We start from the raw sequence: 18,822 nt of genomic DNA on the forward strand, positions 1-18,822 counted from the left end.
CTAAGACCGTGTCTCATGTCGCTGATTTCGCCCTCGTGAGTTTCTTGTAGCAGGTGAGCGTGGCGGCGAGGGTGAGGAAGGCGAGGAAGTGTGTAGCTTTGCGGTCGTAGCGGATGTTGAGCCGGTGGTATCCGGTCAGCCAGGAAATCGTCGGTTCGATCACCCAGCGGTGACAGCCGAGGCGCTCGGACGATTCGATGCCCTTTCGTGCGATCCGTACCGCGATGGCCCGGTCACGCACCCATCGCCGCAGGTCCGCGGTGTCGTAGGCTTTATCGGCGTGCAGCTTGCCGGGCTTGCGCCGACGCGGGCCACGCCGCGATCGTATGGCGGGCAGTGCTTTCACGAGCGGTTTCAATGCCTCGGCGTCGTTGGTGTTGGCGGCCGAAATCCCCACGGACAGAGGGATTCCCGCACGGTCGGACAACACGTGGATCTTCGAGCCGGACTTACCGCGGTCGACCGGGCTCGGACCGGTCATGGATCCCCCTTTTTCGCTCGCACCGACGCCGCGTCGATCACCGCCCGCGACCAGTCGATCAAGCCTGCGCTGCCCAACTCGTCCAGCACGGCGCGATGTAGACGCCGCCACAGACCGGCCTCGGTCCACACGCTGAACCGGCGATGCGCCGTCGGGACGGTCACGCCGAACGACGGCGGTAGCATCCGCCAAGCGCAGCCGCTGGTCACCACGAACACCACCGCCGTGAACACCACCCGCTCATCGGTCGGCGCGGTGCCACCACCCTGCGGGCGCGGCGTGAACTCGGGCAATAATGGCTCGGCCAGAGTCCACAACTCGTCCGGCACAAGACGTTTCGACAACTCGTCGGTCACAAACCGAACACCATGCAGCACAACCGGATCCGACGCAGCCGATTGCGCTGACGACCTGCTCGGCAGCGTGGTTGCCGATCGGGCGGCCCGGAATACAGTCCAGGATCTGGTGCACGATCCCGGTCATGCTCTTCTGCGTCCGCCGATGAGTTTCGGCAGCAGGCGCCGTCTCCTCTGTGACTCGACGAAAGGACGAACTCGTGCAAATCCTGGCTCGCCTGTGTATGACCGCCGACGGCTATGTGACGACTCCGGACGGCTGGCCACCTCAGGTCATCGATCCGGTGCACGGCCCGGGCAGTCACGGTATCGCCGAATTCCTGAAGACCTGCGAGGCCGCCCTGATGGGCCGCACCACCTTTGAACCCGCCCTCACCGCCGATCGCTGGCCCTGGCCGGACCTGGACGTCTTCGTGCTCGGCTCGCACTGGCCCGAGGGCACTCCAGACGATGTGACCGTCGACGACGATCCGCAGCGGCTGCTGGAGAAGATCCGCGCGGCCAATCGCGGCGGCGACGTGCACCTCATCGGCGGCCCCGGCACTATCGAGACCTACCGCGCCCTCGGCGTTCTCGACAAACTCGAACTCGTGGTCCTACCGTTCTTCGTCGGCAGCGGCATGCGCCTGACCGATTCGCTGAACCCGCAGACCAGTTTGGAATTCGAGAGTTCACGGCCGTTGGACGGCGGTGGCGTGGAGATCGTCTACCGAGTGCTGCCGCACCACTGACAGCGGTAACTCCCCCGCGCTTCATACAAGGAGCCCCACGAAGTCCACCGGAGACTTATGAACGCAGCATCAGACGCTACAACCACGTAAGACACGGTCTAAGGGGATGAACTGGCTCCGACAATTGGCGCATCGACGCGTTCGAGAGTCGCGGGCTTCGATTACCCGTGCGGTAGTCAATATTACCGGGCAGTAGCGGTGTCGTAGATGTTACAGATCGCGCGCGAGGACATGTGGCGACAGTTAACACAGTGCCGAAAAGACCAGAACGACGATTACACCGCACCGACTCGACGCAATACTCGGCATGGTCAACTACTCGGCCCATCTGTCGTATTCCGTTGCCGCACAGCGGAATAGGACGACCGCGCACCCGTTGGCGACAGTGAACACTCGGCAACGTCCAATTCTTCCGCGCGTGACCAACTGGAAACACTTCGGGAGTCAACTCGATTCATCGGTGAGCAACTTTCGAACGGCGATACGCCTCTCGCCGATTCCAATTCCATTGCGCGTAGGGAGACGAATCAGATGTCCGCACCCACGAAGTCGACTTCCGAGATCGACAAGGCGATCGAGGAGAACATCGCGAAGTCGCTGGCCGAAATCCCGCACCCGGCGCTGCCGAAAGGTACCAATATCTATGGCTCCACCAAGATATTCCCCGATTATCGGGCCGAGGCGGGCGAAACCTATTTCACGCTCGTGCACGGTATCGCGCACGAGTCGTCGGTGAGTTTCGTGGCTGTGCTGCAGGCGACCCGCGCACTGCGCAAGGGCTTCGAATCGGCGATCTACTTCTACGGCCCTGGTGCGATCAACTGCGTTGCGACCCGCGGGTTTCCGACCACCGGAGACAGCGGGTTCCCCGGCGAGCAGAACATCAACGAGGCGCTGGCAACCTTCATCAAGGAGGGCGGCAAGGTGTTCGCCTGCCGGTTCGGCCTGGCCCTGCACGGTGCCCGGGAAGAGGACCTCATCGAGGGGGTCATTCCCGCGCATCCGCTGGATGTACAGGACGCGCTCATCCACTACGCGCGCAAGGGCGCCATCATCAACTCCACCTATCAGGTGTAGGTCGGGCGCCATGACCGAGATATCCACACGAGTAGACCTCGCGCTACTCGGCATCCGCGTCGACGTGCCCGTGCAGCGCCGTTCCGGAGCCGGGCCCAGCGACGACGGTCATGTGCTGTTCGGGGGTGCCGGCGCTGCCATTCCCATCCGGTCCGACAGTCCGTACACCCTGCGGGGCGACCGCTTGCTGCTCGACGGAGCGGACCTGGGCGTCTCCGTCGAGCCGGTATGGCGCCCCCGGTTCTACGACCGGAGCACCGCTGACGGCGTGTCCTACGAGCAGATCGCCAAACTACACGGCGCCGACGTGCTCGCCACCACGGTGGTGCAGACCTGCATCCGGTATGCGGAAGACCAACGCTGTCGGTTCTGCGCCATCGAAGCATCACTCGACGCGGGCCACACGATCGCGGTCAAACGACCCGACCAGCTTGCCGAAGTCGCCGAGGCCGCGGTCCGGCTCGACGGGGTGCGCCAGATGGTGATGACCACCGGCACCTCGGCCGGTAAAGACCGTGGCGCTAGGCATCTGGCCCGCTGCGTCCGCGCGGTGAAAGCGGCGGTGCCGGATCTGCCGATCCAGGTGCAATGCGAGCCGCCCGCAGACTTGGCCGTTCTCACCGAACTGCGGAAAGCCGGTGCGGATTCCATCGGCATTCACGTCGAATCCCTGGACGACGAGGTGCGCGGCCGATGGATGCCGGGCAAATCGACCGTGCCTCTGGCCGAATACCGGGCGGCGTGGGCCGAGGCCGTGCGCGTGTTCGGCCGCAATCAGGTGTCCACGTACCTGCTCGTCGGCCTCGGTGAGGATCCGGACGAATTGGTCGCCGGTGCAAAGGAATTGATCGCGATGGGGGTGTATCCGTTCATCGTGCCGTTCCGGCCGCTGAACGGCACCCTCGCCGTCGATGTCGACGGCGCGACCGCACCCCCGCCGCGTCTCCTCGAAGACGTGACCCGCAGGGTCGCACAGGAATTGCGGGTTGCCGGAATGCTCGGCGCGCAGCAGAAGGCAGGGTGTGCGGCGTGCGGGGCGTGCAGCGTACTGCAGACCGCTGGAGGCTGACATGACCACCATCGAAACCGCTGGCGCACAGCTCTCGTGGCTCGACGTCTCCGTGGCAGCAGGCGCTCTGTCACCCGATTACTGTGTGCTGTCCGGGCATCCGTATCCGGCGGAACCGGCGGACGGATTCCTGATTCGCCCGGCGAACACCCGCCAGCTCGCTGCCTACCGGGCGCTGCGCCGCCAGAATTTCGTGGTGGAACAGGGTCTGTTCCAGGGCACTGATTCCGACGACGTGGACGATGATCCGCGCACAATCGTGCTCGTCGCCTCGACGCCGGACGGATCGGTGCTCGGCGGCGTGCGGCTCGCCCCGGCCACCGCCGAGAATCTCGGCTGGTGGACCGGTAGCCGACTCGTCGTGGACTGCGGTCGCCGCACGCGCGGCGTCGGCAATGCCCTGGTGCATGCCGCATGCGCCTACGCGGAGAGCAATAATGTCCTGCGCTTCGAGGCCACGGTGCAAGCTCGCCATGCCGCGATGTTCACCCACCTGGGCTGGATTCGGTTGGGCGATACGGAGATCGGCGGCGCTGCACATGTCTGGATGCGCTGGCCCATCGATCGCATCGAGCGCCTGGCCCAGTCCACCAAAGCGATGCTCGGCCCGCTGCTGAACGGCCTCGGCGATCAGCCGATGACGTTGGGCGGCACCGGATTCCGTGGTGATGACGGCGCGCCGGTACCGGGCAGCGACCTGATCGCCGCATGCGATGCGATCATCCCGTCGATGGTCGAACGCGATCCGGAATGGGCCGGATGGTGCTCGGCCCTGGTCAATCTCAACGACCTGGCCGCGATGGGCGCCGAACCGGTCGGGCTTCTCGATGCGGTCGCCGCACCCACCCGCTCGCTGCTGATCCGGATCCTGCGCGGCCTCGCGCAAGCCAGCGACAGGTGGGGAGTGCCGATCCTGGGCGGACACACCCAGCTCGGTCCCGCCGCGCTGTCGGTGATCGCGCTCGGCCGCACCCCGCGACCGGTGCCCGGAGGCGGCGGCAAGGTCGGCGACGAGCTCCGTCTGACCGCCGACCTGGGCGGCCGTTGGCGTACCGGATACCAAGGCCGTCAATGGGATTCGTCATCCCATCGCACGAGCACGGAGCTGCGGGACTTGGGCCGGTTCGTCGCCGCCACCAACCCGGCCGCAGCCAAGGACGTGAGCATGGCGGGTATCGCCGGAACAGCGGGCATGCTCGCCGAAGCGTCCGGCGTCGGTATCGAGCTCGACGTGGCGCGAATCCCCCGGCCTGCTGACGCTGCGCTCGCGGACTGGCTCACTTGCTTTCCCGGATTCGCCATGCTCACCGCTGACCGTCGGGGCGCGGCGATCGCGACTCCCGGACCGGCGACCTCCACGGTCTGCGGGACGCTCACCGCGGCACCCGGTGTGCGACTGCGCTGGCCGGACGGAACAACCACCAACGCGGTGCCCGGCACCGTTACTGGATTGGGACACTCATGACCGAACTCACCATTTCCGTCGCCGCCGCCGAATTCGGCCGCGACATGGACGCCTGCTATGCCACCATCGGCACACTGATCGATCGAGCCCGCGAGCGCGGCAGTCGGCTGCTCGTGCTGCCCGAAGCCTGCCTGGGCGGTTACCTCCCGAGCCTGGGCGGCGGCGGGGAAAGTGAGGAGGCCAAGCAGCGCCGCCTGCGCAGCCTGCCGCCCGCCCTCGCCCTCGACGGGCCGGAACTGCGCCGCGTCGCCGACATGGCCGGCGAGATCGTCGTCACGCTCGGCTTCTGCGAGGCCGATGGCGACCTCCGCTACAACGCCGCTGTCACCCTCACTGGCGACGGCGTCCTCGGGTCCTATCGCAAGGTGCATCAGCCGCTCGGCGAAAACCTCTGCTACGCGGCCGGATCCGAATACCGCGCCTTCGACACCCCGATCGGCCGGATGGGCATGCAAATCTGCTACGACAAGGCCTTCCCCGAAGCCGCACGCGCCCTGGCATTGGACGGTGCGGAGATCATCACCTCGCTCTCGGCCTGGCCGACCGCCCGCACCGCGACCGCCGAACGCCTCGAGGACGACCGCTGGACCCAGCGCTTCGACATCTTCGACCGCGCCCGCGCAGTCGAGAACCAGTTGGTGTGGGTCGCATCGAACCAGGCCGGCACCTTCGGCTCCCTGCGCTTCGTGTGCAGCGCCAAGATCGTTGGTCCCGGCGGCGACATTCTCGCCACGACCGGCGTCGAACCCGGTCTGGCGACCGCGACGGTCGATGTCGAGCACGTCCTCGAATTGGCGCGCGGCGGCGGCATGTACAACCTGCGCGATCGCCGCCCGGAGATCTACCACAGCGTGGTCGCGCGGCACGGTGTAGTCGGACAGCCCGCCGCAGCCGAACAGCTGGAGTCCGTCCATGCCTGAGATGACCTGCGACATCCGCTGGCCGAACGGCACTGTCCAGTCCTGCTATTCACCTTCGCTGGTGATCCACGACCATCTGGCCGCCGGTGCCGACTATCCGATCGACGACTTCCTCATCCGGGTCTCAACAGCACTGACCATCGCGGCCGAACGTGTGAAGGAGAAGTTCGGCTTCTACTGCAGCTCAGCCATGCAGACGCTCGACGCCATCGAAGCATCTGCCGCGCAAGCCCGTACCTCACCGGGAACTGTGCGAGTGCTCTCGATGAGCCCATCGTCCGTGCAGGCGGCGACCTCTGGAGGAAAACCATGACCCCGCAAGCAGATTCGGTTTCCGCCGTGGAACACCGCGACGTCGTCGTGATCGGCGGCGGGCAGGCCGGATTGTCCATGAGCTGGCACCTGACCGCCCGCGGCATCGACCACGTAGTCCTCGAACGAGACACCATCGCCCACGAATGGCGCGATACCCGTTGGGACAACTTCACTCTCGTCACCCCGAACTGGCAATGCGTATTGCCCGGTTACAGCTACAACGGACCGGACCCGCACGGGTTCATGAAACGCGACGAGGTCTATGCGTGGGTGCGCGACTACGCCGACACCTTCGCTCCGCCGATCCGTGAACACGTCGAAGTCACCGCGGTGACCGTCGCGGCGGGTGGCGGCTTCGACATCGAAACAACCTGTGGTTCCCTGCATTCCGGCCAGGTGGTGGTTGCGGTCGGCGGCTACCACACGCCGACGATTCCGCGCTTCGCCGAGCGGCTGCCGAGCTCGATTCACCAACTGCATTCCGCCGAATACCGCAGCGCCGCTGAACTTCCCGACGGCGCCGTACTCGTCGTCGGCACGGGCCAATCGGGCGCCCAGATCGCCGAGGACCTGCACCTGGAAGGTCGGCGGGTGCATCTCGCGGTCGGTGGTGCACCCCGGGTCGCCCGCTTCTACCGGGGTCGCGACTGTGTGGCCTGGCTACAGGACATGGGCCACTACGACATCCCCATCGAAGACCAGCCCGGCGGCCTCGGCAAACGCGAAAACACCAACCACTACGTCACCGGCCGCGGCGGCGGCCGCGACATCGACCTGCGCCAATTCGCGGTCGAAGGGATGGCTCTGTATGGGCGGATGGTCGACGTCACCGACGGCGCAGCACGTTTCGAACCGACACTGGAGAAAGACCTCGATGCCGCCGATGCCACCGCCGAGGGCATCAAGGACTCCATCGACGCCTACATCGCCCGCGCCGGCATCGACGCGCCCACCGAACCACGGTATCGGCCAGTGTGGCGGCCCGAGCGCGAGATCACCGAACTCGATTTGGCCGCAAGGGATATCACCTCGGTCGTTTGGTCGGTCGGCTTCCGGACCGACTATCGATGGCTGCGCGTCGGCGTCTTCGACGGTGAAGGTCATCCGTGCCACAACCGCGGCGTCACCACCACACCGGGACTGTTTTTCCTGGGACTGCCGTGGCTGTACACCTGGGGCTCGGGCCGCTTCGCCGCCATCGCCCGCGACGCCGAGCACCTCGCCGACCAGGTCACCGTCACGGCCCGTGCCACCGCGGCGGCGTGAGGCGGATTCCATGGCTGTCACCCGAATAGCTGCCGTCGCAGCACATTTCGGTGCCGACATCGCCCGAGCCCTGGACAAGATCACCGGTATCGTCGACCGGCTCACCGAGGACGGTGTCGACCTGCTCGTGTTGCCCGATGCCACACTCGGCGGTTACATCGGAGACCTGCGCAACCCGGATCCGGCCACCGGGCCCGAGGCGATCGACCCCGATGGACCCGAAATTCGCCTGCTGTGCCGACTGGCCGGGCGCATGACCATCTGTGTCGGCTACGCCGAACACGCCGACGGCGCCCGCTACAACGCCGCGGTATGCCTCACCGGAGACGGTGTCCTGGGCCGCCACCGCAAGGTGCACCAGCCCGCCGGAGAGCACCTTGCCTATGCCGCGGGAGATCGCTTCGCGGCGTTCGACACCCCGGTCGGCAGGATCGGAATGCTCATCGACTATGACAAGACCTTTCCGGAATCCGCACGCGCTCTCGCTCTCGATGGTGCCCGGACCATCGCCGCCCTGTCGGCCTGGCCCGCCAGCGTCACCGATCGCGCCTCCCGCATGCCCAACGATCGACAGTCCCGCCTGTTCGACCTCTACGACCAAGCCCGCGCCGCCGAGAACCAGGTCGTCCTCGCCTCCTCCAACCAGACGGGGATCACCGGCAACCTGCGCTTCCTCGGCCAAGCCAAGGTGATCGGCCCCGGCGGCGACATCCTCGCCAAAACCTGGTCCAAGGGCGGACTCGCGGTCGCCGACATCGACATCGACGCCGAAGTCGACCGAGCCCGGCGCGTGCTGCGGCACCTGGAGGAACGCCGAGTCGACGCGTACCACAACCTGATGACCGTCAAAGGCGGCCACTGATGCGAATCGCACTGCTCACCTACTCCACCAAACCCCGAGGCGGAGTCGTACACACCCTCAATCTCGCCGAAGCCCTCGCCCGACTCGGAGCCGATATCACGGTGTGGACACTCGGCCGCGGCGGCGACCGTGCGTTCTTCCGCCCGATCGACCCGTCGGTAAATCTGCGGGTGGTCCCGTTCGCAAGCATCGACGCCGAACCCGTTGGCACACGAATCATTCGCTCCATCAACGCCTTACGTGAAGCATTTACCCCAGACGTCTACGACATCGTGCATGCCCAGGACTGCATCAGCGCCAACGCGGTCGACAACCGAATCCGTACCATTCACCATCTCGACACGTTCACCACCCCCGAACTGGCCCGCTGCCACGAACGTGCGATCGTCGAGCCCTACGCCCACATCTGCGTATCCGCCGCGGTCGCAGCCGAAGTCAGCGTTCGCTGGGGGCTACGACCGACCGTCATTCCCAACGGCGTCGAATACGACCGCTTCGCCGCTGCCGCCGACGACCATCCCGACGCAATCGCGGCGCGCACCGCATGGCAGCATCGACTCGGTCGCTACGTACTGGCCCTCGGCGGCATAGAACCCCGCAAGGGCAGCATCGACCTCCTCGAGGCCTTCGCACTCCTACGACGCGATCACCCACAGCTTCACCTCGTAATCGCCGGTGGTGAAACACTTTTCGATTACCGCGACTACCGTGCTCGCTTCGACGCCCGAGTCGCCGAACTCGGCATCCAGCCCGTCATCCTCGGTACCGTCGCCCACCGCGACCTAGCAGCACTTATGGCTGGAGCAGACCTGGTCCCGTTCTTCTCCACCAAAGAGGGGTTCGGGCTCGCCGCCATGGAGGCGCTGGCAGCCGGTGTTCCGGTCGTCGCCCGCGATCTTCCTGTGCTGCACGAAGTATTCCGGGACACCGTCCGCTATGCCGCCACACCTGCCCATATGGCGGAGAACATGGCGCTGGCGCTACGGCCGGATCCGTCCCGAATCGAACGCGGCAAAACACTCGCCGCCGAATTCAGTTGGCAGCGAGCAGCACACGAACACCTGAACTTCTATCGAAACCACCGGAATTGCACGCGGACCCGAAGTTCAGCCCTCGCACTCTGACACGGACAAGCATGCGAATCCCCACCAACAGCATGCAGATCCGGACCGTCGACTTGACGGGAGCAAACGCATCACCGACGAGCTGTCACACCAATAAGTCTCCGGACTCACCGGGCGGATTCACGGGCCCGACCAACCGCGATCACCGCTCGGCAGAACAAACCGCTAGCGAACGCTTCGTGTCGGCGGATCGTTGTCGTCAGTAGACCAGGGGCCCGAGCAAGGTTGCGTATTTGCGGGCGGGCTCGCTGTGGGATTCGAGGGTGTCGAGCCGGTTGCTGGGGCCGGTGAGACACAGTGCGCCGGTGATGGTTCCGGACTCGTTGTGGACTGGATACGCCAAGCAGGTCAACCCCGGCACGAGTTCGTCGGCAGCGCGGGCGTACCCGCTGCCGCGGATGGTTTCGATGTCCGCCGCGAGGGCGCCGTGGTCGACGAGCGTGTGTGTGGTGAGCCGGGCCGGAGCGGGTATCAGCAGCCGCCATTGGGTCCGGGAAGACAGCAGGAGTTTTCCGGCGGCGGAGGCGTGCAGGTGTTTGGAGAGTTGACGTTCGGCCGTTACCGGATGATCGGGGTCCTGGTCGATCACCCGGACAGTGCTGTGACCGAAATGCATCAGGGTTACGGCGAATCGGGTCGAGTCGCGGAATTCGGTGAGGCAGCGGCGGGCGGCGGTCGGTACGGTGGGGGTGTTCAGGGCTTCGGCGAGTCCGCGCAACCGCATGCCCAAACCGAATCCGCGCAGGTCGGCGGTGCGGATCAGGAATTCCTCGGCAACCAGGGAATTGAGCAGCCGATAAACAGTGGCGGGCGCCATGTCCAGGCGCAGTGCGATCTCCTTCGCGGTGATCCCGACGCCATATTCGGCCACGATCTCCAGAATGGCGATCGTGTTGGTAACGGAGTTGCTGCGCCGGGAATCCTTCACGATGGCTACCGGAACATGGCGGTCTGGAGCAGCTGTTCGCATTGTGGCTCGTCGAAGATGCCGACGCGGCGCAGCCGGTCCGGCGCGAATCGGCGCAGGCCTGCCGTGAAGACGATCGCAGCCAGCATGATCGTGAGATATGTCGCGACGACGACCTGGTTGCCCGGTTGGCGCGAGAATGCGGCAGCAACGACCACCAGCACCATCATTGCCGCGCCGGATACCCCGAGCACCAGCAACGCTCTGCTCGGTTCATCGATGCGGCGCAGCAGTATCGGGCCGGCCAGGCAAGCGGCCAGATAGGAGCCCAGGTAGCCGAACGAGCTGAGGGTCAGGAACAGCCGGATGCCGTCCTGCGGCGGCACCGCCGACCACAGCACCGCGATCGCGCATCCGGCGACCACGGCTATCGTCCCTAGGATGGCCGGAACCGGAGTGTGGAACCGGGGATGCGTGCGACCGGTCGCGCGCGGCGCGATTCCCTCGCGGCCCATCGTGAACAGGATCCTGACCAGGGCGTTGAGCGAGGCCACGGTGCAGGCGAAGAATGATGCGGCGACGCCGAGGTCGAGGATGATGGCCAGGATTGGTGAATCGTCGCGCAGCAGCAGATCCGACAGCGGTGTGGCGCTGGCGGTTGCGGGGTCGATGACCAGCGCGATGGCCTCGGCGCCGACCGCGATCAGATAGATCACGCCCGCTGCCAGCGGTGTCCACAACAGTGTCCTGGGGACCGAGCGGAACGGGCGGAACGACTCCGCCGACAGCGTTGTCGCACTCTCGAAGCCGACGAACGCGCTGATCGCTACCACGGCGCCGTCCGCGTAATCGCCGATACCGCCCCGCCAGGCGACAGCCTGACGCATATCGGCGCTGTGTCCTGCGTTGGTGAGCAGGTAAACCAGCAGCGCCAGGATCGCCACCGCCGACACGCATTCCACGAGCAGGGTGACAACCGCGGACAATCGGATACCGCGCACCATCAGCACCAGTGCGACGGCCGCGGCAAGGGCGGCGATGACCGTCAACGCGGCGGTGGTGGCGCTGGTCGCGCCGGTCGCGGCGCTGGTGATCGATTCGACGTTGCCGAGGTAGCTGGCCACAGCGAGCAGTCCTGCCACGCTGACGCTGGCATAGCCGACGATCGCCGACCAGCCGACCGGGATCGCTGCGACCGGGCCCAGGCCCTTGGCCACATAGGTGTACAGCCCGCCGGTGACGGCGAGCCGTTGTGCCATCGGGCGAATGACCAGGGCGATGCACCAGGTCAGCACCGCGGCCGCGAGGAAGGCGAACACGCTCGCGCCGCCCCCGATGGTGGCGATGACGAACGGCGGAGTGACCGCGGCGGTCCCGGACGGTGCGATGGCGGCCACCGACTGCGCGAACACCGGAACGAAGGTCAGGGTGCGGCGGCGCAGCCCGCTGATCGATGATCGGTCGACCACCAGTGGTGGTGTCGATGTGGGTACGTTCAACGGGGACAGCCATTCTGTTTCACCGCGGGCCCGTTCGCCCGCGAAAGAGTCTCAGTGTGCTGGCCCCCCGTTTCGTTTTCGTTACTCACGGTTACCGGAGTCTTTCCGGGGTTGAGAAATATTCGTTCGATAATTCTCGGCGCCGGTCATCGCGGCCCCACATTGCCGTAACAGCAACTCATTAGCGTTTCGGCCCATCGGAATTCACGACGGACCGCACATCTCGGTGCCGTCACGGGTGCGAGAGGGCAGGTTTCACGGTGAGCTTTCGGCAAGTAATCGGTGGACGGACATACAGTTTCGATGGCCTCGCCCAGTTGCTGGCAAAGGCCACTCCGGGGCGTTCCGGAGACGAATTGGCCGGGTGTGCAGCTGAATCGGATGCCGAACGAGTCGCGGCGCAATGGCGACTCGCCGAGGTACCGCTTGTCGATTTCCTGAACGAGCCGGTGGTGCCGTACGAGAGCGACGAGGTGACCCGGCTCATCGTCGACACCCACGACCTTGCCGCCTTCGCGCCGGTGGGCGGGCTGACCGTCGGGGCGTTCCGCGACTGGTTGCTCACTGAAGTCACTGCGGGCACAGCGGAATTCACAATTCCGGCGATCGCGCCCGGGATCACCCCAGAGATGGCCGCAGCGGTGTCGAAGCTGATGCGGAACCAGGATCTCATCACCGTCGCCCGGTCGTTCGCCCCGCAGGCGGCATTCCGTACCACCATCGGCGTGCCGGGAAGGCTCGCGACTCGACTGCAGCCCAACCATCCCACCGACGACCCACGTGGTATCGCCGCCGGTATCCTCGACGGACTGCTGCTGGGCTGCGGTGACGCAGTGATCGGCATCAATCCGGCCACCGACGCCCCTGACACCATCGCGCAGCTGTTGCACCTGCTCGACGACATCAGGCTGCGGTACGGCATCCCGATGCAGTCCTGTGTGCTGACTCACGTCACGACCACCCTCGACCTGATCGAGCGTGGCGTACCGGTGGATCTGGTGTTCCAGTCCATCGCGGGTACCGAGGCTGCCAATAGCGGGTTCGGTGTCACCCTCGAACTGCTGCGAGAGGCCAACGAGGCGGCGCAGCAGCTGAACCGTGGCACCGTCGGCCGCAACGTCATGTACTTCGAGACCGGGCAGGGGGCCGCGCTGTCGGCCGACGCGCACCGCGGCACCGGTGGCCGGCCGATCGACCAGCAGACCCTGGAGGCGCGCGCCTACGGTGTCGCCCGCGCCTTCGACCCGTTGCTGGTCAACACCGTCGTCGGCTTCATCGGCCCGGAATATCTCTATGACGGCAAGCAGATCACCCGGGCAGGACTGGAGGACAACTTCTGCGGCAAGCTGCTCGGCCTGCCCATGGGTGTGGATGTCTGCTACACCAATCACGCCGAGGCCGACGCCGATGACGCGGACCTGCTGGCGACCGCGCTGGCGGTCGCCGGGACGGCCTTCGTCATCACCGTGCCAGGGTCCGACGACACCATGCTCGGCTACCAGAGCCTGTCCTTCCATGACGTGCTGTACCTGCGCCGAACCTGCGGGCTGCGACCGGCGCCGGAGTTCGAGGCATGGCTGCACCAACTGGGGATGGCCGACGAGTTGGGGCGTGTCCTTCCAGCAGGTCCGGCCGCATCGCCGCTACGTGCGCTGGCCGGTACCCGATGAGCACCGCATTCACACCCGATGCCGGTGCTTTACCGCTCGCCGAGCCCGCTAGCACCACCAGCACCGTCCTGCCCACCAGAACTTCCGCCGGCCTCGGCAGTACCAGCGAGGTTCCGCCTGTCTCCGGTGCGGCGGCCGCTGATCCGTGGCAGCCGCTGCGGGCCCACACCCAGGCCCGGATAGGGCTGCGTCGTGCCGGTGACACCCTGGCCACTACGGAAGTGCTGGCGCTGCGCGCATCGCATGCGCTGGCTCGCGATGCGGTGTGTACCGCACTGGACACCGACGCACTGCGTACGACGCTGGCCGGGCTCGGCCTGGGCAGCCCGGTGCACGTGCGTAGCGCCGCCGGGGACCGCAACCGGTACCTGCGCCGGCCCGATCTGGGCCGGACACCGGCCGATCTCACGCAGCTGGCCCCCGCTGGCGCCGACCTCGCGCTGGTCGTGTGCGACGGGCTCTCGGCCACTGCGGTCCACGATCATGCCGCTGGGTTGTGTGCCGCGCTCGTTCGGGAGTTCGTGCCGGATTACACATTCGCGCCGCCGGTGCTCGCCACCCAGGCCCGGGTTGCGCTGGGTGACCACATCGGCCAGGCGCTCGGTGCGCGGGTGGTGCTGGTGGTGATCGGGGAGCGGCCCGGGCTGTCGGTCGCCGACAGTCTCGGCATCTATCTCACCTACCAGCCACGTCCCGGTCGGGTCGACTCCGAGCGCAACTGCATCTCCAACATCCATCCGCCCGATGGCCTCGGCTACACCGGTGGCGCCGTCATCGCCCGCGATTTGGTCGACCAGATGATCCGGACCGGCCGCTCCGGCGTCTCGATCAAGGCTCGATCCGCACCGACCCTGCCGCCAGGTCAGTCACCCAGCATCACCCCCACACCGGAAAACAGCTAGCAGAGAGAGCAATTCGATGACACAGCAAATCACCCGCGCGGCCGCCGCGCCGTCGCCCGGGCCGGAACCCGATGGCGTGCACCGACTCAAACCCAACGCCATCGGACTGCTCGGGGTGGTGTTCATGGCCATCGCCACCGCCGCGCCGATCACCGCCATGACCGGCAACGTGCCGTTCATGATTTCCTCCGGCACTGGCAAGGGCACGCCCGCAGCGTTCCTGATCGCCATGGCGGTGTTGGCGGTGTTCTCGGTGGGCTTCACCACCATGAGCAAGCACATCACCGCCACCGGCGCCTTCTACGGGTTCATCTCCCACGGTCTGGGCCGAACTGTCGGCCTGGCGTCGGGCCTGCTGGCGACCTTCGCGTACATGGTGTTCGAGCCGTCGCTGGTCGGCATCTTCGCCAGCTTCGGGACCAATACCGTACTGGCTCAGTTCAATACGCATGTGCCGTGGTGGGTGTTCGCGATCGCGATGCTGGGGATCAACGCGATCGGAACCTGGTTCGGTGTCGCGGTGGCGGAGAAGCTGCTGGTGGTACTGCTGTTCACCGAGATCACGGTGCTGGCGGTGATGGCATCTGCCGTGGCGGCCCACGGCGGTGGCCCGCACGGCTTCTCGTTGTCGCCGCTGAACCCGGTCGCAGCGTTCACCGGGCCGTCGGCGGGACTGGGCCTGTTCTTCGCGTTCTGGTCCTGGGTCGGGTTCGAGTCGACCGCCATGTACGGAGAGGAGTCCAAGAACCCCAAGAAGATCATCCCCAAAGCGACCATGATCGCCGTGCTCGGCGTCGGCGTGTTCTACGTACTGGTGTCCTGGATGGCCATGTCCGGCAATGGACTCGACGAATCGGTCGCCCTGGCCGGCTCGGACAACCCGATGAATGTGTTCTTCCACCCGACCACCACCTACGTCGGACACTGGGCGGTCACCGCGATGCAGTGGCTGATGATGACCGGTTCGTTGGCCTGCGGTATGGCCTTCCACAACTGCGCCGCCCGCTACCTCTACGCCCTGGGCCGCGAAGGCGTGCTGCCCGCCCTGCAGCGCACGATCGGCCGCACCCACCCCGAGCACGGCTCGCCGCATATCGCCGGCTTGGTCCAGACCATCGTCGCCGCGCTATTGGTGTTGGCCTTCGGCCTGGCTGGGAAGGACCCCTACTCGGGCACCTACACCCTGCTGGCCATCTTGGGCACCATGGCCATCCTCGTTGTGCAGGCACTGTGCTCGTTCGCAGTGCTGGCCTACTTCCGCACCAACCACCCGGAGACCCGGCACTGGTTCAAAACACTGGTCGCGCCGCTGCTCGGTGGTCTGGCAATGCTGGGCGTAGTCGTGCTGCTGGTGGTGAACATGGGCACCGCCGCCGGGACCGAATCCGGCTCGCTGGTGCTGCGCGCTACCCCGTGGCTGGTGGCCCTCGTCGCCGGGTGCGGCATTGGTTACGCGCTGTACTTGAAACAGCGTGACCCGGCCCGCTACGCCATGCTCGGACGGACCGTTCTCGAAGAATCGCACGAGCGGTGATATCTGGATTCCTTCTCCTGGCCCGGTTTCCGGGCCAGGAGAGTTTCCTCACCCGTGATGACGCCGTCATCACAAAAACCCGACAAACGAGACATTGATTTTGGTAGGACCATCACTTAATTGGTGGATGCGATGCGCGGCGTCCAGTTGTGGATCCCGCCCTGCGTGGCCCCGCAGGCCGGCGACGATCTCGCCGCGCGCCGCGAAGTCGGCGAGCTGGCGGTGCAGCAGCGCGGTCACGACGCCGCAGCGGGTGTGCGTCGCCGAATTGGGCGGTGTCGACATTCTGGTGAATTCCGCCGCAACGCCGTGGAGCGCCGGATCCCCCACCGATCTGGCCGCGACCACCGACGATATCGTCCGTCGTGAGATCGAGATCAAAGTGCTCGGTTATCTGCGGACCGCGCGTGCGGTCGCTCCACACTTCGTCGCGCAAGGCTGGGGCCGGATCATCAATATCAGCGGACTCGGTGCGCGACAGGCGAATTCCATCGCCCAGACCATTCGCAACGTCAGCGTATCCGCCTTGACCAAGAACCTCGCGGACGAACTCGGCCCGAAGGGTGTCAATGTGACGGTCGTGCATCCGGGCCTGACCAGAACCGAACGCCTCACCGACCGTTTGACCGCGCAAGCCGAGGAATCCGGCAGTACGGTCGCCGAACTCGAAGCCGGCCTCACAAAGAACTCGGTGCGCCGGGTCATCGACGCTCGAGAGGTCGCCGACGTGGTTACCTTTCTCGCATCGCCGCGCAGCATCGCCATCACTGGCGACGCTATCGCAGTGGGCGGCGGAGTACCCGGCCCGGTCTATTACTGAGTCACATAACGGACAGCCGCTGTTCGACGCTATCGAGATACAGCGACCCGAGGCACAGCCCTCAACTGCGCCACGCCAGCGAAAGTGGAACGCATCCACACATCGTGCATGAGAAGGATCGCTCATCGGCATGCGCGCGTTCGGTTTCGCCACCCCTGACACAGGTGATCCCGCGGCCGGGTGGAGGGGACTCGACCGCGGGGGCGAATCGCGATGCGCGATAATCGATATGACCGACAGGTCGGTCATTGTCGCAAATCTGACCAGCCGACGAATTCGGATGAAGCGGGGCGCAGCATGACTACTGATCCGAATACTGCAGGTCCGCGCGGCGCAGGAACGGCGGCAACCTCCCTTGTTGCGCCGACCGTGCTGGGGGATGTTGCGCTTCGGCTGGCTCGGCATCCCGACGCAGGATCCTCAGCTGTGCTGCTGTTGCATGCCAATCCGGGCGACAGTCAGGATTTCGATGCGGTGTTGCCGGCCCTGACCTCGGAGCACACCGTTGCCACGGTCGACTGGCCCGGCTACGGCGACTCAACGGCCCATGCCCCGGAAACGATCACTGCCGCATCGCTGGTCAACGTTGCGGGAGAGGTGCTCGATACCCTCAGCGCCCATGGGATCGAGCGGGTTTCGATCATCGGTAACAGCGTGGGAGGCTATGTCGCGGTCCGGCTCGCGCAACTCCGACCGGACATGGTCACCAGTCTGGTGCTCGTCGACCCAGGCGGCTTCACGAGGCAGAACCCACTCACTCGCGCAGCGTGTCGATCGGTATTCGGTCGCCCATCCATTGCCAGGCACCTGGTCGGCCCCATGGCGCGGGCGTATCTCGGCCGTTTGAGAACCCCCAGTGCTCGTGAAACCTATCGCCGTACCAAGGAGATCAAGAACGATCGCGCTCGCCTGGCCGTGTACTCCTCCATGTGGCGCAGCTTCACAGACCCGGCGTTCGACCTGAGCGCCTCGGCTGAGGGAGTCAGCGTGCCGACGCTATTGATCTGGGGGCGTCGCGATCCCGTCGTCCCGTCCGCCCTCGACGGGCGACGAGCACGGCGCGCGATACCGCACGCGCAATGGGTGTCGCTACCGACCGGTCACGAACCGTACAACGAACGACCGGCAGCGTTCCTGGAACATGTCGTGCCTTTTCTCCGAAAACACGCTGGTGGTCAGAGACAGCGTTCGGATGAGGAATGAGCGGGCCGACATCTGCTCGACTACCCGCAGCCAACAAGCCAGCGGTTTCGGATCGGACTCCCCCCATGTGAACAGACCGCGACGACGCGGGAGACGTGACAGCTTCGACCGGCATCATGCTGCCGTTCCGCAGCCTCTCCCCAGTGCCCATCGTCGCGGAACCCGCCGAGAGATTTGGTTCAAGTCGCCTCTCGCGCACAGACTTTCGATATCGATGACATCTGCATGCCGTGCATTCCAGTGATATCGAACGTGAGACACGGCATACGCCGAAGGCCTGGTGCAGGAGCTGACCGTGGAGTCGCGGTGTGTCAATAGCCCACGGCGCGGTCAGGGATTCCAGAACGTGCGATCGTCGCGCGGGCGCGACGCCAATCCCTCCGAAAGCGTTGTGCTGGAACTAATTCCGACGTCGAAGACGGCTCGATAGACATCGATGGACGGGTAGCGTCGAATGGAACTTCGGTCCCACGAGGACAGGCTTTCCGAAGGCCCGCCAGCGGTCGAAGAGCTGCAGCGCCTTGAAGTGATCGATGGAAACGACGGCCAACCTCGACGTGGCACAGGTCCAATACGCCCGCCAGGTGATCCGAAGTGAACGGCACGATGTGCGGGCATCGG

Annotated in this window: 17 protein-coding genes and 1 pseudogene; 14 read left to right on the forward strand and 4 right to left on the reverse strand. The window is 65.8% G+C overall.

Annotated elements, in window-relative coordinates:
- Positions 1 to 13: 13 nt before the first annotated feature.
- A protein-coding gene (locus ACHQ4I_RS07375; protein ID WP_420770937.1) for an IS5 family transposase occupies positions 14 to 837 on the reverse strand; the annotation gives its coding sequence in 2 pieces (ribosomal slippage) (positions 14 to 487 and positions 490 to 837; 822 coding nt in all).
- Positions 838 to 1,037: 200 nt separating this feature from the next.
- On the opposite strand from ACHQ4I_RS07375, the gene ACHQ4I_RS07380 reads away from it, so the two are divergent.
- From ACHQ4I_RS07380 to ACHQ4I_RS07420, 9 genes are all read left to right on the forward strand, one after another.
- On the forward strand, positions 1,038 to 1,568 hold the full coding sequence (locus ACHQ4I_RS07380) for a dihydrofolate reductase family protein (RefSeq protein WP_420770938.1): 531 nt from the start codon (positions 1,038 to 1,040) through the stop codon (positions 1,566 to 1,568).
- Positions 1,569 to 2,099: 531 nt separating this feature from the next.
- Entirely contained in the window at positions 2,100 to 2,645 is a 546-nt protein-coding gene (locus ACHQ4I_RS07385) for an MSMEG_0572/Sll0783 family nitrogen starvation response protein (RefSeq protein WP_420770939.1), read from the forward strand.
- Positions 2,646 to 2,655: 10 nt separating this feature from the next.
- Complete coding sequence (locus ACHQ4I_RS07390; RefSeq protein ID WP_420770940.1) at positions 2,656 to 3,714, forward strand: MSMEG_0568 family radical SAM protein; 1,059 nt, start codon at positions 2,656 to 2,658, stop codon at positions 3,712 to 3,714.
- Position 3,715: 1 nt separating this feature from the next.
- Entirely contained in the window at positions 3,716 to 5,179 is a 1,464-nt protein-coding gene (locus ACHQ4I_RS07395) for an MSMEG_0567/sll0787 family protein (RefSeq protein WP_420770941.1), read from the forward strand.
- A complete protein-coding gene (locus ACHQ4I_RS07400) occupies positions 5,176 to 6,099 on the forward strand; it encodes a carbon-nitrogen hydrolase family protein (RefSeq protein ID WP_420770942.1) in 924 nt (307 codons plus the stop codon). The genes ACHQ4I_RS07395 and ACHQ4I_RS07400 overlap by 4 nt, the downstream gene beginning before the upstream one ends.
- A complete protein-coding gene (locus ACHQ4I_RS07405) occupies positions 6,092 to 6,412 on the forward strand; it encodes an MSMEG_0570 family nitrogen starvation response protein (protein WP_420770943.1) in 321 nt (106 codons plus the stop codon). Before ACHQ4I_RS07400 ends, ACHQ4I_RS07405 begins: the two co-directional genes overlap by 8 nt.
- The gene (locus tag ACHQ4I_RS07410) at positions 6,409 to 7,680 is read left to right on the forward strand and encodes an MSMEG_0569 family flavin-dependent oxidoreductase (RefSeq protein WP_420770944.1); all 1,272 of its coding nucleotides are present in this window, start codon (positions 6,409 to 6,411) and stop codon (positions 7,678 to 7,680) included. The genes ACHQ4I_RS07405 and ACHQ4I_RS07410 overlap by 4 nt, the downstream gene beginning before the upstream one ends.
- 10 nt (positions 7,681 to 7,690) lie before the next feature.
- Positions 7,691 to 8,542, forward strand: coding sequence for a carbon-nitrogen hydrolase family protein (locus tag ACHQ4I_RS07415; RefSeq protein ID WP_420770945.1), 852 nt, complete (start codon positions 7,691 to 7,693; stop codon positions 8,540 to 8,542).
- Positions 8,542 to 9,666, forward strand: coding sequence for an MSMEG_0565 family glycosyltransferase (locus ACHQ4I_RS07420; RefSeq protein WP_420770946.1), 1,125 nt, complete (start codon positions 8,542 to 8,544; stop codon positions 9,664 to 9,666). The genes ACHQ4I_RS07415 and ACHQ4I_RS07420 overlap by 1 nt, the downstream gene beginning before the upstream one ends.
- Positions 9,667 to 9,865: 199 nt before the next feature.
- Here the strand turns inward: ACHQ4I_RS07420 and ACHQ4I_RS07425 are convergent, their stop codons facing one another.
- Together ACHQ4I_RS07425 and ACHQ4I_RS07430 are read right to left on the reverse strand one after the other, a co-directional pair.
- Positions 9,866 to 10,594, reverse strand: a complete 729-nt coding sequence (locus ACHQ4I_RS07425) for an IclR family transcriptional regulator (RefSeq protein WP_420770947.1) — start codon at positions 10,592 to 10,594, stop codon at positions 9,866 to 9,868.
- A 5-nt stretch (positions 10,595 to 10,599) separates the two neighbouring features.
- Entirely contained in the window at positions 10,600 to 12,072 is a 1,473-nt protein-coding gene (locus ACHQ4I_RS07430; protein WP_420770948.1) for an APC family permease, read from the reverse strand.
- Positions 12,073 to 12,332: 260 nt separating this feature from the next.
- On the opposite strand from ACHQ4I_RS07430, the gene ACHQ4I_RS07435 reads away from it, so the two are divergent.
- Genes ACHQ4I_RS07435 through ACHQ4I_RS07445 form a run of 3 tightly spaced genes read left to right on the forward strand, consistent with a single transcriptional unit; the run spans position 12,333 to position 16,178 of the window.
- Positions 12,333 to 13,742: an ethanolamine ammonia-lyase subunit EutB gene (locus ACHQ4I_RS07435; RefSeq protein WP_420770949.1), complete on the forward strand. Its 1,410-nt coding sequence runs from the start codon at positions 12,333 to 12,335 to the stop codon at positions 13,740 to 13,742.
- Positions 13,739 to 14,644, forward strand: a complete 906-nt coding sequence (gene eutC / locus ACHQ4I_RS07440; RefSeq protein WP_420770950.1) for an ethanolamine ammonia-lyase subunit EutC — start codon at positions 13,739 to 13,741, stop codon at positions 14,642 to 14,644. The genes ACHQ4I_RS07435 and eutC overlap by 4 nt, the downstream gene beginning before the upstream one ends.
- 16 nt (positions 14,645 to 14,660) lie before the next feature.
- Positions 14,661 to 16,178 carry an APC family permease gene (locus tag ACHQ4I_RS07445; protein WP_420770951.1) on the forward strand — a complete coding sequence of 506 codons (1,518 nt, stop codon included), beginning with the start codon at positions 14,661 to 14,663 and terminating at the stop codon, positions 16,176 to 16,178.
- A gap of 69 nt (positions 16,179 to 16,247) precedes the next feature.
- On the opposite strand, the gene ACHQ4I_RS07450 is transcribed toward ACHQ4I_RS07445, so the two are convergent.
- A complete protein-coding gene (locus tag ACHQ4I_RS07450; RefSeq protein ID WP_420771126.1) occupies positions 16,248 to 16,463 on the reverse strand; it encodes a hypothetical protein in 216 nt (71 codons plus the stop codon).
- Here ACHQ4I_RS07450 and ACHQ4I_RS07455 point away from each other — a divergent pair.
- Together ACHQ4I_RS07455 and ACHQ4I_RS07460 are read left to right on the forward strand one after the other, a co-directional pair.
- Positions 16,438 to 16,998: pseudogene (locus tag ACHQ4I_RS07455) on the forward strand (SDR family NAD(P)-dependent oxidoreductase); the annotation flags it as partial. The gene ACHQ4I_RS07450 and the pseudogene ACHQ4I_RS07455 overlap by 26 nt on opposite strands.
- Before the next feature lie 426 nt (positions 16,999 to 17,424).
- Complete coding sequence (locus tag ACHQ4I_RS07460; protein WP_420770952.1) at positions 17,425 to 18,201, forward strand: alpha/beta fold hydrolase; 777 nt, start codon at positions 17,425 to 17,427, stop codon at positions 18,199 to 18,201.
- The last annotated feature ends 621 nt before the right edge of the window (positions 18,202 to 18,822 follow it).

Source organism: Nocardia nepalensis (assembly GCF_048910785.1).
Lineage (GTDB): Bacteria > Actinomycetota > Actinomycetes > Mycobacteriales > Mycobacteriaceae > Nocardia > Nocardia nepalensis.

Coding starts and splice junctions, on each gene's coding strand:
- ACHQ4I_RS07450 (WP_420771126.1), bottom strand. CDS start 16,463: ATGTCGACACCGCCCAATTCGGCGACGCACACCCGCTGCGGCGTCGTG.
- ACHQ4I_RS07385 (WP_420770939.1), top strand. CDS start 2,100: ATGTCCGCACCCACGAAGTCGACTTCCGAGATCGACAAGGCGATCGAG.
- eutC (WP_420770950.1), top strand. CDS start 13,739: ATGAGCACCGCATTCACACCCGATGCCGGTGCTTTACCGCTCGCCGAG.
- ACHQ4I_RS07410 (WP_420770944.1), top strand. CDS start 6,409: ATGACCCCGCAAGCAGATTCGGTTTCCGCCGTGGAACACCGCGACGTC.
- ACHQ4I_RS07445 (WP_420770951.1), top strand. CDS start 14,661: ATGACACAGCAAATCACCCGCGCGGCCGCCGCGCCGTCGCCCGGGCCG.
- ACHQ4I_RS07415 (WP_420770945.1), top strand. CDS start 7,691: ATGGCTGTCACCCGAATAGCTGCCGTCGCAGCACATTTCGGTGCCGAC.
- ACHQ4I_RS07420 (WP_420770946.1), top strand. CDS start 8,542: ATGCGAATCGCACTGCTCACCTACTCCACCAAACCCCGAGGCGGAGTC.
- ACHQ4I_RS07405 (WP_420770943.1), top strand. CDS start 6,092: ATGCCTGAGATGACCTGCGACATCCGCTGGCCGAACGGCACTGTCCAG.
- ACHQ4I_RS07390 (WP_420770940.1), top strand. CDS start 2,656: ATGACCGAGATATCCACACGAGTAGACCTCGCGCTACTCGGCATCCGC.
- ACHQ4I_RS07400 (WP_420770942.1), top strand. CDS start 5,176: ATGACCGAACTCACCATTTCCGTCGCCGCCGCCGAATTCGGCCGCGAC.
- ACHQ4I_RS07395 (WP_420770941.1), top strand. CDS start 3,716: ATGACCACCATCGAAACCGCTGGCGCACAGCTCTCGTGGCTCGACGTC.